Source organism: Microvirga sp. (genome assembly GCF_014699075.1).
Classification (GTDB): domain Bacteria; phylum Pseudomonadota; class Alphaproteobacteria; order Rhizobiales; family Beijerinckiaceae; genus Microvirga.
The window spans coordinates 1-17,192 of record NZ_JACXAB010000044.1 but is presented as its reverse complement, the minus strand read 5'-3'; the positions used below and the strand labels follow the sequence as shown (position 1 = coordinate 17,192).

The following is a 17,192-nucleotide window of genomic DNA, read 5'->3' as shown; positions in this document are numbered from 1 at the left end:
TAGTATTTGCCCACAGCACAGCGGAACGACGGCTGTGACGATTCTCTTGAAAAAGATACGCCGCTTCGGGATTGGACGGATTGTTGGCCTCCTGCTTCTGGTCGGACTGCTGGCCTTGCGGATCTGGGATCCTGGACCCATCGAAGCTCTTCGCCAGAGGTCGTTTGATATATATCAGCTGATGCATCCGCGTGCCGCGCGCCAGGACCTTGTCACCGTTGTGGATATCGACGAGCCGAGCCTGCGGGCTCTGGGACAATGGCCCTGGCCACGCACGGTCATGGCCGAGATGCTCTCGAAGATCGTCGAGCGAGGCGGCACGGTCATCGGCTTTGACGTCCTCTTTCCCGAGCGGGACCGGAGCTCACCAGAGGTCGCGGCTGAGACATTCCAAGGACTGGACGACGCAACACGGGAGACGCTCCGGCGCTTGCCCGGCAATGACGCTGCCTTCGCCCAGGCCATTCGGACGTCGAAGGTGGTCCTCGGGCAGTCGGGGTATAGCGTCTCGGGAGCGGCGCCAATTGCACGGCCGGCAATCCAGACGGGCATCGCGATTCTCGGCCCAGACCCGCGACCTTTCCTGGTCGACTTCCCGCATCTGCTGCGTAACCTACCCATCCTTGACGAGGCCGCTCAGGGCCAGGGCATCTTTTCGATCATTCCTGAACAGGACGGTGTTGTCCGCCGTGTCCCGGTCGTGGCGGTCGCGGATGGTACCGTCGTGCCGTCACTTGCCCTTGAGATGCTGCGGGTTGCCACAGGATCGGGAGCCATTCTGATCAAATCGGACGCCAGCGGTGTCCGGAGCGTCGGTGTTGATGATCTTGAAATCCCGACGGACGGAAAAGGCCGGGTCTGGATCCATTTCGCCTCCCTCAACCCAAGCAGATATGTTTCCGCGCTCGACCTTCTGCAGCGCAGGGTGTCCACGGACCGCCTTGCCGGGAAACTGGTGTTGATCGGGACCTCCGCCGCTGGCCTTCTCGATCTCAAGGTCACCCCGATCCACCCGGCCTTGCCAGGGGTCGAGTTGCATGCCCAGCTCTTGGAGGGTGCCCTCACGGGATCGACCCTGAGCCGGCCGACTTACACGGCCTTTATCGAGATCCTGCTCGCTACGCTTCTGAGCCTGACCCTGATCGCACTGGTGCCCAGGGTGAATGCCGGAACCCTTTTTGTGCTCGGAGGCACCACCGCCGCCGTGACCCTGGGCGTGTCCTGGTACTGCTTCTCTTTTCTTGATCTCCTGATCGACTACACCTTCCCGCTGATCTCAAGTCTTCTGGTGTACGCGGTTCTTGTCTTCACGAACTATGTGACCGTTTCAGCGGACCGGTACCGGATCAGATCGGCGTTCAGCCAGTATCTCTCACCCGACCTTGTCGAGCAGCTGGCGCAATCACCCGAGAAGCTGACCCTAGGCGGAGAGCAGCGTGTGCTGACTGTGCTCTTCTCGGACGTTCGCGGCTTCACGGCAATTTCCGAGTTGTACAAGGACGATCCACAGGGACTGACGACCCTGATCAATCGGCTTTTTACCCCGCTGACCAAGGACATCATGGAGCGCCGCGGCACGATCGACAAATACATGGGCGACGCCATCATGGCGTTCTGGAACGCCCCGCTCGCCGATCCACGTCATGAGGTGAATTCATGCGAGGCCGCGTGCGCGATGTTGGACAGTCTCAACGTCCTGAACGAACAACGCCAGCGTGAAGCCGATCAGCCGGTTCCACCACTCAGGATCGGGATCGGCCTGAATACCGGCCTCTGTGCCGTCGGCAACTTTGGGTCCGATCTGCACTTCAACTACTCGGCCCTGGGGGACACGGTCAATCTGGCGTCCCGCCTCGAGGGAATGACAAAGCACTACGGTGTTCCCATCATTATCGGTGAGCGGACCGCGCAGGCAGTTCTGACCCAGTTCGCCGTTCTCGAAATCGACCATTTGCAGGTCAGAGGAAAGCGGGAGCTCGAGAGGATCTTCACTGTCCTAGGGCGCGCCAATGTGGCCACGAGCCGTGACTTCGCGGAACTGAACGAACGGAACGGCAGCATGCTGACCGCCTATCGTTGCCGGGAGTGGTCGCAGGCGCTCGAGATGATTCTTCTCTGTCGAGAGTTAGGCAAGAAATTCGGTCTCGATGATTACTACGAGCTTTACATTCAACGCATCCGCCACCTCATCGAGACTCCGGCATCATCCAGCTAACGTAGCTGCGGCTTCTTGCAATGATTGAACCAACACTGATCGTTCGCCGGCGGAACACATGCTGTCCTAGCCCTTGAACAGGTCGCAGTAGGGGAATGGCGGATGGGGAAGCTTATCAACCTGGCCTAAGCTTTCCGCCCTAACTGCAGGAGCACGAAGGTCGGCTCCTGGCACGTGCTGGCCATTTGCTTTGTGGCTGCTTAAGCCTCAGGTCCGGACCTTGCTCGTTAACATGCAGTAGGCACTGAGGCGGCTCATCGGGGAGCCGCCTCAGACAATTAGATCTCAACCTGCTCCGCAATCAGAAGAGCATCGTCGACATCGATGCCGAGATACCGCACCGTACTCTCGATCTTGGTGTGGCCGAGCAGAAGCTGAACGGCCCGGAGATTGCCTGTCCTTCGATAGATCATCGACGCTTTGGTGCGCCGCAGTGAGTGCGTACCATAGGCCAGAGGATCGAGGCCAATCGCGCGAAGCCAGGATCCGAGCAGGCGGGCGTACTGGCGCGTTGTCATGGGCTTTTGCCGATTGATCCGGCTTGGAAACAGTGGCTCGCCTTTATGCAGGTTCTTCTTCTCGAGCCAGCGCCCCACAGCCTCTCGGGTCTGCTCCGTAATCTCGAACTGAACAGGCTGCCCTGTTTTCCGCTGAATCACGGTCGCCCGGGACCGCACCCGCCCATTGAGTGCCACATCATCGACCCGGAGCGCGACTAGGTCACAAGCTCGCAGCTTGCTGTCGAGGGCCAGGTTGAACAAGGCAAGGTCGCGGACGCGGCGCGCAAGTTGGAGCCTGACCCGAATGGACCAGATCTCCTTAGGCTTCAGAGGCGGCTTGGGTCCGATCAGCTTGCCCCAGTTCCAAGGTGTGATGGTTCGGCAGGGGTGGTCAGCGATAGTGTCTTGCATTGCAGTGCTCCTGAAGCAAAGCCCCCCGCAATGAACCTTGGCCTTACGCGCTGGCAGAAAACCCAGGGTCAACAAGACGTCCCCTTCATTTCAGCCAATCTCCTGCTTTGTTCTGAGGGCGAAGCTCCCAATCGTCTCCTGCACTACATGAGGAGTGCATAGTCCCGTCTGCTCGCCCTTGCCCTCGCACTTTTGCTTTAAGGCAAAATTTCCTCAGTTCGTGTAGACTCGATGCATGCCTGGCCTAAACTCCATCCCCAGCCCGCTCCGCTCTGAGCGCATCCACACCGATCTCGTTCGGCTGCTCTATACAGCCCTGCCTCAGGTCACCTCGGTGACAATCGGTGTCGTCGTCGGGGCTTGGCTGATGGCGTGGCGCACCGGGTCCGGTTGGGATTGGCTGCTGGCTTGGCTGTCGATGGTCATGGCGGTGATCCGGCTGGGGCTCCTTGCGGCCTTTTATCAGTCCAGAGCCGACAAGGATCTCTCGCCCGCAGCCGCGAGGCGATGGGAGTGCGCCTACGGCGCAGGCTCGCTCCTGATGGCAGCCGTGATCGCGGGAATGTCGCTCCGGGCCCTGTCGGGAGCCGATGCTGGGGTCCAGTTGCTCTGCCTTGGGCTCACAATGGCGACCTGCGCCGGGCAATCGTCGACGCGGGTTGCGTGTCGGGCCTGGATCCCGATCAGCACCGGCAGCGTCGTCCTGGTCGCCTTTGCCGCCGGCTGTCTCCTACATCCTGACACGAGCTACCAGATCGTTGGTGGTTTGCTCCTGCTTTACGGGTACAGCCACATCGAGGCATGTCGCCACGGCGCCCAGACCATCGTGGCCCTGCATCGCGCCCAGCGCAGCCTCGCCCGCCGTGCCGCGCATGATGATCTCACGGGGCTTCCAAACCGAGCCGCCTTTCGCGAATGCCTGTCCAAGGCATCCGAGCACCTGACCCGCCAGAGGCAGAAGTACGCGGTCCTCGCCTTGGATCTCGATGGGTTCAAGCACGTGAACGATGCCTATGGCCATGCCATGGGTGACGAACTCCTTCGCCAGATCGCCCATCGGATGCGCCACGCGCTCCGCGAGGGCGATGTGGTCGCCAGGCTTGGGGGCGACGAGTTCGCGGTGCTGCAAATGCCTGCTACGGAGCGGGAGGCTGCCGTTCGGTTGGCCGAGCGTCTCATCGCGGAGGTCAGCGTACCCTACTGCATTGAAGGGCGGTCGATCGGCATCAACGTCTCTGTCGGCATTGCTCTCGCTCCCGAGTGCGGTGACGGAGAGGCTCTTCTGCGCGCCGCCGATGAGGCAAGCTACGAAGCCAAAAGAGCCGGCAAGGGGCTGTACCGTCTTGCCAGTCCCAGCCGTCAGTGGCCGCTCACGGCATAGGGATTCCTGCCGCTGGGCACGACGGGGATCAAACCAAGTGTCCACAGGAGCAGGGTGAAGCCGACCTTCATGTGGTCTGCTCTGCCTTACACTGTGCCCCGTTGCAGACTTTCGATGTTTGGTAGTGGGGACGGCGCGAATCCAATGGCTCTGGGGAGGTGCAAGATCGTTCGCCACCCAGTAGTGGATCCAGACCATGCCGCCTGACACGGTTTCCGTAGCCAAGTGCCAAAGTGACCGGCCTGCTGCGGGCTTCTCATCGGCGCCTCCGACATACTCAAAGATGACCAGGGCCCGCCATCGTTGGAGGGTTCTGGGTCGAGCACGGTGCTTGCTTGGGCGCTCCGACACGCAGCCTTGAGCTCAGGCCACCAGGCAAAGCTCGTGGTGCTCGAACAGCGGGATTGGCATCGCCGGCGCTACGGGATCCGGGCTCCATTCGATGCTCAGCAGGCGCAAGGCCGCTTTCACCTCCGGCAGACGCGGCGGCTCGCCTTCGGGCATGCCATCGGCGAGCGCCAGGTCGAGGAGGTACTCGTCCCAGGCCCAGCGCCACAGGATCTCACGCTTGCAATCAATGGTGAGACGGCGATGACGCACCACATCGTCGGGTGACGCGAACACGGACGCGGGGGCCACCAGGGCGCGATCCAGGTCGGGCAGGGTATGGACTTCGCGTCGACGAGCGTTGGCATGAAGCCAAGGCAACCAGATGATGGGGCTTGGGGCGGGAGGGACGGAGGGCTCGGTTCTCATCACACGCCCCGTCAACTATGGCTGTAGTCCAGCACCCTGAGGGCATCGAGGATGTCGTCGATCACAACCACTGCGCCCGACCCGGGGATCTGCCGCCATCCAGGTCGGCCTTCGACCGAACAGGCGTCGGACGCCCATTCGGCCAGCAAGGCCCGCTTCTCGCCTCGCGACAGGAGGGCATGCCCGAGGACCTGGTGCGGATGGGTGAAAGAGTGACTGGGTCTGTGACGGGGAAACGTAAGCTCGCTCGCGATGTCGTCTCTGAAGGTCTGTTGCATGGATCCCTCCTGAGTTCTGCAAACGGTCCAGCCTCGGGCGGGAGGTGCCCGAGGCTATGTGCGGCTGGCTCGCTTACGCGGCCTTGGTCTTCTGCGGCTCGTGCTCGATTTGCTTCGCGTTGTCCTGCGCCATCACAGGCTGAGTGTTGGTGGCGATCTCGATCCGGCGGGGCTTCAGGGCTTCGGGCACCTCGCGTACTAGGTCGACTGTGAGCATCCCATTCTCCAGGCTCGCGCCCTTTACCTTCACGTGGTCGGCGAGGTTGAACGTCTGCTTGAAGGCGCGGGTGGCGATGCCGCGATGCAGGTACTGCTTGTCGTCCTCGGACCCCTTGTGTCCGGTCACCAGCAGGGCGGAGCCGTGCTGGGTGAGCTCGATCTCGTCCGGGGAGAAACCGGCCACCGCCATTGTGATCCGGTACTGGTCGTCACCAGCCTTCTCGATATTGTAAGGCGGCCAATTAGTCATGGGCTCGAGCCGGGCGGTCTGATCGAGCATGTCGAACAGCCGGTCGAAGCCAACCGTGGAGCGGTACAGGGGAGAAATGTCGAAGGTTCTCATAGCCACATCCTCTTGTGAGCAACATGGATCCGAGAGCGCCGGACACCGCCGGCGCCCGTGTGCCAAGCTCGTCTGAGCCTTGGCGCTCATCAAGTTAGGAACGGGATTTTGCGTCGTCAAGACCTTCGGCTCTACCGACACAACGCTGTCGACTTCCTGCTTTTTGGATCACTCAGGCGCAATCGCACAGCCCATCGAGATCCTTCGGCCGGTATGGTGAAAGCGGATGCACTCTTGGCTATAGCGCAGCCACCCGAGAGCCCTGGCCCGAGGGCGCTGGAGTAAAAGTCCACGGTTCCGGTTCAGTGGGGTTCAACGCGCGCCACTAAGCATTTCAGCCCATGGTTTCTGTCGCAACGTCAGATGCCAGACAGGCCTTTATGCAATCCTCGCGAACAACGGCAAATGGCATGAAGCCGAAGTAGACCGAGAGTCCGTAGTCGTAGGGGTAAGCGGACAATCACACGTCCACTCCTAAAGGCTCAGTTTGACCCGGAACGGACCTTCAACTGTAGCAGGTGCCCTGATCAGACGACCTTTCACGATTCACTTTGGATTTGATCAAGCCGGCTTCTGCAATGTAAGCCGAGAAATGCAACCTACGCCCATTCGTGCTACGAAATTCAGGGCGTCCCACCGTATTTCAGGGTCGCATCGATCCACTTCGCCGGATCCCGCTCTCTCGATCGGCTCGACTGATCTGAGAGGACCTGCGCACCCGAGGCGGCAATACTGTCACGGTGATTTTCTTGGAGATGAGCAGAGGCGCGAAGGGTTTGTGGTCAGCATCACCGAGAACGAGTTGCAGAACATGCTTACCGGGTGGGAGGTCAAGGCGGGTCTCGGTTTGTCCTGCGCCAAAGTGAATGTGTTGTTTATCGGTTGGGATCGGTTCATTCGGCTCAATCGCCTCGTCTACATCGACCAGGAGATGGTGGTGGCCGGTGTTCGGTGTTCTGTCGCCCGCATGGGTGATGCCCATGTTGCGCAGCCCGAACCGAACTGGGAAGCTGCCTCGGATCCGCTGTCCGTCGACCGGATAGATAATGTAAAGAGCCGCGTCCGCTGGGGCCGGTGTCTGCGCCTGAGCCGACCAGCATGCCCAACCGAAGCTTACGACGAATGCGGCGGCAAGTGCACCCTGTCGAACGATCACGTGCATCAGGTGTCTCCCTCTCAAAGCGAGCGAGCTACCCGGAGCCCATGGGCCGGATATCGCACCCCGCTGTCGTAATAGGCTCGACTTGCTGACCTGGCATAGCTTGCATCGTTGCGCCAAGAACCTCCACGCAGCACTCTCTCTCGGCAACTTGCCTCAGTCCAAGCCGATCCGTCGGCTGGTGCGCCCTGATAGTTCGGGTGCCAGCAATCCGCGACCCATTGGGCGACGCCGCCGGCTAGGTCGTGAAGGCCCAGTGGGTTTGCTGGAAAGCTGCCGACAAGCGCGGGCTGGCGTGGATCATAGGGTTCGCCGCAGCCTTTGCAGTTGGCCATTTTCGGGACAATCTTGTCGCCCCACCAATAGCGGCCGCCGGTTCCGGCGCGGGCTGCATATTCCCATTCGGCCTCACTAGGCAGGCGGTAATCCTGTCCGGTACTCTTTGAGAGCCATGCAACAAACTGTTGCGCATCGGCCCAGCTCAGGTTGCGGGCTGGAGCCATGGAATTGCCATCGAGGGGGGAGGCACAGGCATTCGCGGCCACACACTGGTTCCATTCGCCGACTGTGACCGGGTATCGACCCAGAGCAAATGGCTTAACTCTGACTAAATGAGCCGGAGTCTCGGATGGATCCTCGTTACTCCCCATCCGGAAACTGCCCCCGGGCAAACGCACCAGTTCCGGGCAGCTCTGGCAATCCCGCAAACCTGTTCCGAATTCAACCGGCTTGCTCAAAGACTGCGGTGGGGGCACGGCAGCGACTTGGGTATTGCTGGAGGGCGCAGTAGGAGCAGGAGACGCCTCCGGGATTGGAATGGGCAGTTCACCCGATAGGGTTGGAGGCGGCGGAGGCAGGCCCGGAGGGTTGGCAGCTCCTTGGAGTGAAGCATTCTGTTGCGGTTGGGCCGTTGCAGCCTGAGCCGGGACAGAAGCGGGTGAGTTCAACGTGGCCTCTGGCGCCCCTGCCGGACGCTGCGTTAGGAATGCATACCAGCCGGCTCCTGCCACGGCCATTAGCCCCACGAACCCGGCAGCGGTCCAGTTCCATTTGGCTTTGGTATGGCTAGCATGGGCGACCGCGGACGGATCCGGCAGGACCCGATAGATGCGCACAGGATCTGTGATGTTCTTGAGCTTCTCGTCGCCAAGCGATTGATAGCCGCAGACCAGCTTGTTCTTGATCTGCTCATAGACGCCGCCTGAGATGTAAACACCGCCAGGATCAGCCATGTTCTCCAGGCGCGCCGCGATATTGACCCCATCGCCATAGATATCATCCGGATCGACGATGACATCGCCCAAATTCACTCCGATCCGGTATCGGATCCACTGCTCCTGTGGCAGCGAGGTGTTGCGGGCCGCCATCGACTGCTGGATTACGATAGCGCAGCGCACGGCTTCGAGAGGACTATCGAACATGGCTAGAAAGCCATCGCCGGTCGTCTTGATCACACGGCCGAAATGCTCATTGATTGTCGGCTCGATCATCTCGCGGCGATGCCGCTTCAGGCGCGCAAGGGTGCCTTCCTCGTCAAAACCCATGAGCCGGCTGTAGCCGGCGATGTCTGCCGCAAGGATCGCCGCCAACCGGCGGGGGCTACCAATAACATGGGAAGTGCTCTCTCCGGGCATAGCAACCCCTGGCGGCACAGTAACAACCTAAAGATTACACCCGATCAAGCTGTCAATGCAATCGACTGTCCCTGGATCGCTCCGGCAGCAGGTGTCTTGTCCTAAGGCATGCCGCATCACGGGGGTAGCATGAACCTCAGCCGCGTCGTGCGTGATCCCTCTGGGTCACATGAGGCCAACCGGTGCTCACAAGAGCATGGGCATCGTGGATGATCGTAGGTCATTGGTGTCGTGCGTCCCGGATCGTGAGCGACTGCTGTTACGATTGACGCCCAAAGTCGCCCATAACCGCTGACAAGAACATCCCGCGGTCAACCGTAAACGTCACTTTCTGGCACCTGGCTGACCTTATTCGTACTTCCGCAATGCTGGGATGAGCAAACCTTCGTTCAGGCCTGCGGGACTACCGAGCTCGACCCGAAGGGTACATCGCGATCACGTGGCCTCCTCTTGAAATGCGTCCGTTGCAGGCCGGACACCGCACCAGGAAGCCACGAACAGGGCGATGGTCTTCGTCACGCGCCTCAGCGAGGGAAGGGATACGCGCTCGTCGATGGCGTGGATATCTTCTGCGATCGGTCCATAGACTAGCGAGGGCATGCCCCCGTGAACCGAATATACGGCTGCGTCCAGATAGGCTGCCATGACAAAGGCCTCCAACGGCGCGGCATCAGGTGCGTTGGCATTGGCGTGAGCCTCGGTCAGGACGGCCTCCGCCTCTGACCCGGGAGCAAGGGTGTAGCCTGCATGAACCACGCCAACCCACTCGATCACGGGGGCAAGGCAGCGCCGCACCAAGGTGTCCTCGGCTGCTGCCGATGCGACAAAGGCCTCGAACTCCCTCACGCGCTCATGTGGATCGTCGCCGGGGTAGAAGCCGATGCGCCCCTCGAAGCGGCAGCTTGAGGGCAGGGATGCGATCCACTCGCCGCCAGTGATCGTACCAATCGTCAGAGCTGCTGGGTTCTCCACGTCATCGAAGAACAGCTTCGACGCCCGCTCCTCGTTCCAGCGGGCTTCGAGCCGACGCAGGTGCTCAATGAGCCGAATGGCCGCGTCGACCGCACTCACGCCACCCATGATATCGATGGGGTGAGCCGGGGTCCCGTGAAGCGTGATGGCGAACTTGATCACGCCGGAATTGGCCCGAACGAGCTTCTCGTCGGTCGGTTCCGGGATCAGCACGGCATCGGCTACCCGGCCCGACGCCAATGCCATCGCGGCTCCATTTCCGGTGATCTCCTCCTCAACGACCGAATGGATCTGGACCGGGGCCGTCAGTTCCAGGCCTGCGGCCCGGATGGCGTCGAGGGCAAAGATCGCCGCGGACAAACCCGCCTTCATGTCGCCGGAGCCGCGGCCATAGAGCCACTCACCCTGCCGTGCGGGCTCGAAAGGCGGATGCTGCCAGCGGGTTGGATCACCGGCCGGCACGACATCGACATGGGCATTCAGGATCAGGGACCTGCCCCCAGTGACCGAAGGCTCGTAGTCCGCAATGACGTTCCAGGATCGGTCATAGCTGACCGTGACCGGAGAAAACGCCGGATGGCGGCCCACTAGGCTCGGATCGATGGCTTGGCGGCTGACGGCGTAGCCGCGTTGCCGAAGGGCCCTTTCAACCAGTTGCTGGACATTGGCCTCCTGGCCCCGCAGCGAGGCGCAGCGGACGAGGTCTGAGAGGAAATGGACCTGCCGGTCGAAGGCCTCATCGATTGCAGCAAGGATGCGCGCACGATCCGTCTCAGGAACGGAGCTCCACAATGGGTTAAGGGTTCCTTGGGATTCAGTGGTCATGGCGCGCACCTTCGAATGGAAACCGGGAGCGATTGGACCCGACGCCTCCACTGACCGCATCGTAGGGTGGCGTCAAGCGACGACAGGTTGCCCCCACGCGCCTTGGGATACCCTCACGGGGTGTGGTCTCCCGCCAGCAGAGGAAGTATCCTTCCGCTGAGGCAGTGGGCGCGCTCTCATTGAAGAGGTCTTTTCCCATGTCAGGTCATGCGATCCACATCAAGGTTGACGGAAGAACCTACTCCGGAACCTACCAAGTTGACCGTAAACTGCTGACCGTCACGACAACCTACGGCAGGAAGTCCGCCGAAATTAACCCCCGGGTGGCGCATGAGACCCTTGCCCACCAGCTCCTCCAAGATCTGGTCCAGCAGGAAAAGTCGCGCAAGGGCTCGACCCTCTGACGAAAGGGGGCCGTTCGATGCGGGCCATGTCCCCATATTCTGCTCTTGGGCCTTATCGGATGGGCCAGCATGCTTGGGCCCGCGCTTGCAGACGAGACTGCCGAAGGTTCGGGAATGGACACTCATGAGACCCTGGGTCGAGGGCCGCAATCCTTACGTCACCGGACGTTCCGATGGAGGCGGGGATTCCTGCGGGTGACCCGTTCCAGCCCATCGCTGAGGGGGCTACCCCACAAAGGGCGGATTTTTCCGTGCGCCTCAGACATGCGCCTCAGAATGGCGTAAGATGGTCTGGATCGGCGGCCCTCAGTCCGCCAAAAGGCGGAGCCGCCATGACAGGGAGGCTTCCATGTTGTTTGTCGTCATCGGCAAGCCAAAGGCTGCGAGTAGCGGCAAGGAACGGATCGCCCGTCGCGTGAGCTGGGAGTACCCTGCGGGCATGCGGATGATCGCCGAGTACTGGCCTATGTCCACCGAGATCGCCGTCATCGCTGTGGCCGAAGCGGATAACGTCGCTTCAATCATGTCGGCTATCGTGGATTGGGATGACGTCTTTGACCTGACCGTCACGCCGACGATGACTGCGGAGCAGGGCCTCGAACTGGCCAGGCAGATGCAGGCCAGCTCCTCCGCCTGAGGCTCTCGCGAGGGCCTGCTGCGAACACCATTCGGGTGGGGTGTCCGGCTCACGGATGCGCATAGGCCCTATGGCCTCGCTCCAACAGGGTTGATGCGCCGGGCGCTCGTCCCCAAACCCGCTCTGGGTCCAGGCTTTCCTGGCGGCCTGCCACGCGCATGCGGGGCGACTCGATGCCGCCCGCAGCGCTGCTGCCGGACTTCACGCCTCACGCCCCGACTTTTCCTCCGCCCGGTTCACGGCCAAAGAGCCGTTCAGGCGTCCAGAGGATGCGGAGCGCCTGGTCAGGGGCATGCGGCTGACGGGGTTGCCGGAGTAGGCATAGGCATACCGCCCGTGGGCACGGAACGTCTCGTCATGGCACTCCTGAGACGTAATCGCTTGGTCCGCTTTGGCGGTCATGAGCGGGCGTTCGTTGGGCGACCGCAAGGTGAAAGATTGACCCGATCCGGACCTTGCACCTTGTGAGGGAGGCAGCAATCCGGCGCCCCATTGACTTTGATGAGCCAACCTTGAGCAGGCGATGTGCCCTGCGTCGGTTCCAGTACAATGCCATGTTAATGCAAATAAATTACTTGAGTGTACCTGTAGCGTAGGACTTTTTTAACATCGCCCACTCCATGATTTCCTGGGGAAGTGGGGGAAGTTATGCGGTCGTTACGGGCGAAGTTTGTCATTATTACTGGCCTCATGCTCGCCGTCGGGCTTGGAGCGGGCATAAGCGCGGTGTGGAGCAATGCTGCTCTCACGAGCAGCATCTCGCAAAACCTCATTCTGGCGCATGCGACCCGCAACCAAGGCAGCGCCGACATGATGCACGACGCCTTGCGGGGCGACGTCTATCGTGCACTCCATTCGGCACGGGTTGAGCCAACGCTGCGTCCGCACATCCAGGAGGGCCTGAACGACCACTTGGCCCAGCTTCGACGAGACATAGACGAGAACAAGGGGCTCGCTCTCAGTGACGAGATCCGCAGCGCTCTCGCTGATGTCGAGGCCCCCCTGACAGCTTATGCGAAATCCGCCTCCAGCCTGGTTGAGATGGCCTTTGAGAGCACGAGGGAGGCTGAGCAGGGTCTTCCCGATTTCGTGCAGAAGTTCGATGCCCTCGAAGATGCGATGGAGACCATCAGTGGCCGGATTGCAGAGGCATCGGAGCTCGTCGAGCAGGAGGCTGGCAGCCTAGCGACCGTAACCCGTTGAATGAACACGGCCGCAGCTGTGCTCTCTATTCTGATGACAATGGGTCTTTGCCTCTACTTGCTTCGTCGGGTCCTACGGCCTGTCAGCGAGATGACCAAAACCATGAGAGCTCTGGCCAACGGTAACACCAGCGTGGACGTGATCGGCGCAAAACGTCGTGATGAGCTTGGCGAAATGGCCAGGGCCGTCGAGGTTTTCCGTGACAACGCTCAGGAAATGGAGCACCTGCGAACCGCGCAAGAACGCACTCGCGTGCAGAGCGAGGCCGACAAGCGCCGCATGATGGCGGAGCTTGCCCAGAGCTTTGAGGCGAAAGTCGGAGTGCTGGTTCAGCGCCTCTCGGCGGCGGCGAACGGGCTCGAGGAGACTGCCCAGACCATGACCATTGTGGCGGATAGAACCACTCAGCAGTCGGTGGGTGTCGCATCAACCGCCCAACAGACCTCGGCCAACGTGCAGACGGTGGCGGCCGCCACCGAAGAGTTGTCGATCTCGATCCGGGAGATCGCCTCTCAGGTTCATACTTCCTCGCAGATCGCCGGGCGCGCGGTGGGTGATGCTCGGCGCACCGACCAGACTGTGCAGATGCTGGCCGCCTCGGCCGAGAAAATCGGCCATGTGGTGCAGCTCATCAGCACCATCGCCTCCCAGACCAACCTGCTGGCATTGAATGCCACTATCGAAGCGGCACGCGCCGGTGAGGCCGGCAAGGGCTTTGCGGTAGTGGCCACCGAGGTCAAGGAACTGGCGAGTCAGACCTCCCGCGCAACTGATGAGATCTCGAACCAGATCGCCAGCGTGCAGCAGGCCACGACGGACGCCGTGCAGGCTATTCAGGCGATCGCCAGCACAATTGGTGAGATGTCCCAGATCTCGGTGGCGATTGCCGCTGCCATGGAGGAGCAGGGGGCCGCTACCTCCGAGATCGCCCGCAATGTGCAGGAAGCCGCGCGTGGCACGGAGTTCGTCACCGGCAACATCAGCGCGGTTCGCCAAGGGGCGGGCGAAACGGGGGCGGCTGCCGCCCAGGTTCTCTCGTCTGCCCAGGAGTTGTCCCGCCATTCCGCCAGTTTGGGGCAGGAAGTCGAGCATTTCCTTTCAGGAGTCAAAGCTGCGTGAAGTCAAGAATAATCAGCTATTAAGCTTCATATGCCATATATATAGTGGCCACTAATACTCTCGTGTTTGCGAGACATAGTGAACGTCTAGGGGAAGGCGTTTGTCATTTCGCATACTCAAACTTTTGCTTGCTGTGGTTGTTAGCGGCTTTCTGCTTGCAGCGATATATTTCACAGTAGTGATTGCCGAGCGTCAGGATGCGTTAAGGCGCATTTCTCGCTACAATCCGACTTGGCAGGCGCAGCAAGCACTCAGCGAGTTTATGAAACTCGATCAGTCTCTTAGAATGTTCAAGGATGAGAACGGCGATGGAGAAAAGGAAGAGGTCCAGACCCGCTTTGACATCTTTGCTGGCACAATCAATAGTCTAGCAAAAGGAAGCTTCCGCGTTCTCATCGAGCGAGAGCCTAGCTTCGAAAGAACTATTAGCAAACTTGCTGGCGCTACAAACGATGCCGCTCCTCTAATCGAGAGTCTCAACAACCCCGATGACGCTCTAGCGGCATTGCAAAGCCTTCACCCTCTCCAAAGCAGCCTTACGCAGTTCGCAGCAGTTACATTCAGACATGGGACGGCACTCACTTCCGACGACCAGCAGGAACTCACCCAGCTTCACTGGATCTTCTCTAGCGTTGTCGGCTTCCTGATACTTTTCGGGCTTGCCCTTATAGGGCTACTTGCAAGGCACAACATCCTCCTCGAGCGAACCTATCGCAGAGTGGGTAACCTCGCAGCAGACCTCACCCACTTGGCTCATCATGATCCACTCACCGGCCTTGCAAACCGCGCCCTATTCCAAGAGCGATTGGAGCAATCGCTGGAGAATGCCCCCAATGACGGATCAACCCTCGCAGTTCTCTACCTTGACCTTGATCTCTTCAAAAACGTGAATGATACGTTAGGGCATGAGACTGGTGATCGGCTTCTGAAAACTGTTGCCGCACGAATTCAGGCGTGCGTCCGAGACAATAGCGTCATTGCCCGGCTCGGTGGCGATGAGTTCGCCATTCTCACAGGACCTATCAACATAGTTCAGGAATGCACAATTCTGGCATCCCGCATCGTGAAGGAGATAGGATCCGTCTACGATATCGATGGGCATGAAATCATTATCGGAACGAGCATTGGCATTGCATCTACGGAGCTGGGAACCTCGTCTCCGGAGCAGCTTCTCAAGCAAGCCGATATGGCCTTGTACCGTGCCAAAGCAGATGGGCGTGGTACCTTCCGTTTCTTCGAGCCTGAAATGGATATCGAGCTCCAGGCGCGTCGAGCACTTGAAGTCGATCTAAGAAAGGCGATGGTGAATAATGAGCTGTACTTAGCCTTCCAGCCACAGGTCAGTTTACAAGCAAACGATGTCACGGGCTTCGAGGCCCTGTTGCGCTGGAGACATCCCGTACGTGGTAGTGTCTCTCCGGTCGAGTTTATTCCAATTGCGGAAGATATTGGTTTGATCGCCTCTCTTAGCGAGTGGGTCATCAACGAAGCTTGTCGGACTGCAGTCACATGGCCGGAAAACATGAAGGTGGCCGTGAACATCTCACCGGTCCAGTTTCGGAACCGCACCCTTCTACCTTGCGTCCGTAAAGCGCTGATGCGAACTGGCCTCGATCCGAGCCGGCTGGAGTTGGAGTTAACGGAGTCAGCACTGCTTGAGGAGAATGAGACAACGGTGACGGCATTGCACGAACTTCGTAATCTCGGGGTTCGCATTGCTCTTGACGACTTCGGTACAGGCTATTCGTCACTGAGCTATCTACGCAGCTTCCCGTTCGACAAGATTAAGATCGACCAATCCTTCGTGCGGGAGCTATTCATACGGCCAGACTGCATGGTGATTATCCGCTCCATTGTCGGGCTTGGCAGAGGTCTTGGTATGTCGATTACCGCCGAAGGGGTGGAAACAGACGAACAACTTGCCCAAATCCGGGCCGCTGGATGCACTGAAGCACAAGGCTATCTTCTCGGCCGGCCGAAACCTGCCTCTGACTTGGGCTTTTCAGGTACGCTTCCGGCGCTGGTTTAGATCGTCACATTCAACTTAATTCCACCAACTGAACCGCGTTGCGCCAAAAAGTCATTTTGCGCATGCCTGCTGCGACATGGTACGGATGCAGGATGTGCTTGGCCCCATGGGCGGCGAGGAGTTCCTGCTGATCCCCCGGGTTCCGGGTCAGACCTCGGCTCTCGCCTCATAGACCGGTTTAGGGCTACCCATCCGCCGACTGGAGCATCGGACTGTTAAGTGGACGCACCCTTGACGGCGTCGCGATGGCTCCAGGACCGCTAAGATGCAGAACTCACCGGATCCGACTTCTCGTCCGATGCCCTAGGCATGTCGAAGAGGGGGGCAATCTGCTACATACATTCAGCGCTGGAATTGCTGAGTCCTTGCTGGGAGATGACAGAATTTCGATCCTGCGGCGGGCCGACCGCGCATCGTAACACTGACAAAGGCGAAGGGCGGAACTGCACCAGGACCGCTATCGTGCAGAATAATGTCGCCTCGGCGAAGGTCCGAGAATGGCCCACCTGAGACCTGAGCCTAAGGGCAGCAAACCTCGCGGGAACAGACGTTCCTCAAGGTCGGGGAATTTCACTGCCTGACTCGGTGCAGACCTTCACAGGTGTCAGGGCACGTCTGAAGTCTGCGCCTTGAAAGGCAGAGCGCTGGACCGTCTTCTGGCTGCGGCGATCGGTGGTGTTCCCGTAGGCGGTGCGCACAAACCTGCTATTTGGATCAGGCCGAACCCGAATGTCGGATCCCACCCGGGCTTGCCAAGGTCGCGGGTATGCTCTTCCAAGCGGGATTGTACTACTTTGGTCTCCAACTCCGGGTTTGATGCAAGCAGTAGGCCAGCAGCGGCGGACACAAAAGGTACCGCATAGGACGTCCCTGTCCTCAGGGCGCCGCTGCCCTGGGCCGATGCCGTCCAGACATTCACCCCAGGCGCAGAGAGATCAACATACATTCCCTGCGTGGCGCGCCGGTACACTTTCAGCTCCTGATCCACCGCGGTGACTGCCACAACCCCTGGATAGGCGGCCGGATAAGGCGTCTCGCCACCGGCACCGTTCTGGCCGGCCGCTGCGATGAGCACGATGCCCTTGGCCTGTGCCGCCTCGATCGCTT

Annotated in this window: 16 protein-coding genes; 7 read left to right on the top strand and 9 right to left on the bottom strand. The window is 60.2% G+C overall.

Annotated elements, in window-relative coordinates; translation table 11 throughout:
• The first annotated feature begins 34 nt into the window (after positions 1-34).
• Positions 35-2,215: a CHASE2 domain-containing protein gene (locus IC232_RS26405; RefSeq protein ID WP_190847939.1), complete on the top strand. Its 2,181-nt coding sequence runs from the start codon at positions 35-37 to the stop codon at positions 2,213-2,215.
• 278 nt (positions 2,216-2,493) lie between these two features.
• On the opposite strand, the gene IC232_RS26400 is transcribed toward IC232_RS26405, so the two are convergent.
• Positions 2,494-3,126 carry a tyrosine-type recombinase/integrase gene (locus tag IC232_RS26400; RefSeq protein WP_190847938.1) on the bottom strand — a complete coding sequence of 211 codons (633 nt, stop codon included), beginning with the start codon at positions 3,124-3,126 and terminating at the stop codon, positions 2,494-2,496.
• Positions 3,127-3,361: 235 nt separating this feature from the next.
• Here IC232_RS26400 and IC232_RS26395 point away from each other — a divergent pair, with 235 nt between their 5' ends.
• A complete protein-coding gene (locus IC232_RS26395; protein WP_190847937.1) occupies positions 3,362-4,507 on the top strand; it encodes a GGDEF domain-containing protein in 1,146 nt (381 codons plus the stop codon).
• Between the two features lie 363 nt (positions 4,508-4,870).
• Here IC232_RS26395 and IC232_RS26390 read toward each other — a convergent pair whose 3' ends face one another.
• The 6 genes from IC232_RS26390 to IC232_RS26365 form a co-directional block, all read right to left on the bottom strand.
• Positions 4,871-5,263, bottom strand: a complete 393-nt coding sequence (locus tag IC232_RS26390) for a hypothetical protein (RefSeq protein WP_190847936.1) — start codon at positions 5,261-5,263, stop codon at positions 4,871-4,873.
• A gap of 11 nt (positions 5,264-5,274) precedes the next feature.
• Positions 5,275-5,541: a hypothetical protein gene (locus tag IC232_RS26385; RefSeq protein ID WP_190847935.1), complete on the bottom strand. Its 267-nt coding sequence runs from the start codon at positions 5,539-5,541 to the stop codon at positions 5,275-5,277.
• A 73-nt stretch (positions 5,542-5,614) separates the two neighbouring features.
• Positions 5,615-6,103, bottom strand: a complete 489-nt coding sequence (locus IC232_RS26380; RefSeq protein ID WP_190847934.1) for an Hsp20 family protein — start codon at positions 6,101-6,103, stop codon at positions 5,615-5,617.
• A 643-nt stretch (positions 6,104-6,746) separates the two neighbouring features.
• Complete coding sequence (locus tag IC232_RS26375) at positions 6,747-7,265, bottom strand: DUF4399 domain-containing protein (protein ID WP_190847933.1); 519 nt, start codon at positions 7,263-7,265, stop codon at positions 6,747-6,749.
• 14 nt (positions 7,266-7,279) lie between these two features.
• Positions 7,280-8,896: an SUMF1/EgtB/PvdO family nonheme iron enzyme gene (locus tag IC232_RS26370; RefSeq protein ID WP_190847932.1), complete on the bottom strand. Its 1,617-nt coding sequence runs from the start codon at positions 8,894-8,896 to the stop codon at positions 7,280-7,282.
• A gap of 435 nt (positions 8,897-9,331) precedes the next feature.
• Positions 9,332-10,693, bottom strand: a complete 1,362-nt coding sequence (locus tag IC232_RS26365; protein ID WP_190847931.1) for an ArgE/DapE family deacylase — start codon at positions 10,691-10,693, stop codon at positions 9,332-9,334.
• A gap of 197 nt (positions 10,694-10,890) precedes the next feature.
• Between IC232_RS26365 and IC232_RS26360 the strand changes: the two genes are divergently transcribed.
• Entirely contained in the window at positions 10,891-11,097 is a 207-nt protein-coding gene (locus IC232_RS26360; protein ID WP_173949000.1) for a hypothetical protein, read from the top strand.
• A gap of 349 nt (positions 11,098-11,446) precedes the next feature.
• Complete coding sequence (locus IC232_RS26355) at positions 11,447-11,734, top strand: DUF3303 domain-containing protein (RefSeq protein WP_190847930.1); 288 nt, start codon at positions 11,447-11,449, stop codon at positions 11,732-11,734.
• A gap of 201 nt (positions 11,735-11,935) precedes the next feature.
• Here the strand turns inward: IC232_RS26355 and IC232_RS26350 are convergent, their stop codons facing one another.
• Positions 11,936-12,136 (bottom strand): hypothetical protein, encoded by a 201-nt coding sequence (locus IC232_RS26350; protein ID WP_190847929.1) that lies wholly within the window; start codon positions 12,134-12,136, stop codon positions 11,936-11,938.
• 246 nt (positions 12,137-12,382) lie between these two features.
• Between IC232_RS26350 and IC232_RS26345 the strand changes: the two genes are divergently transcribed.
• The 3 genes from IC232_RS26345 to IC232_RS26335 all read left to right on the top strand — a co-directional run bounded on the left by IC232_RS26345 (position 12,383) and on the right by IC232_RS26335 (position 16,085).
• Positions 12,383-12,937, top strand: a complete 555-nt coding sequence (locus IC232_RS26345; RefSeq protein WP_190847928.1) for a hypothetical protein — start codon at positions 12,383-12,385, stop codon at positions 12,935-12,937.
• A complete protein-coding gene (locus IC232_RS26340) occupies positions 12,938-14,056 on the top strand; it encodes a methyl-accepting chemotaxis protein (protein ID WP_190847927.1) in 1,119 nt (372 codons plus the stop codon).
• 100 nt (positions 14,057-14,156) lie between these two features.
• A complete protein-coding gene (locus tag IC232_RS26335) occupies positions 14,157-16,085 on the top strand; it encodes a putative bifunctional diguanylate cyclase/phosphodiesterase (RefSeq protein ID WP_190847926.1) in 1,929 nt (642 codons plus the stop codon).
• A gap of 604 nt (positions 16,086-16,689) precedes the next feature.
• On the opposite strand, the gene IC232_RS26330 is transcribed toward IC232_RS26335, so the two are convergent.
• Positions 16,690-17,192, bottom strand: a 503-nt coding sequence (locus tag IC232_RS26330; RefSeq protein ID WP_190847925.1) for a S8 family serine peptidase, incomplete at its 5' end; no start/stop codon positions are given.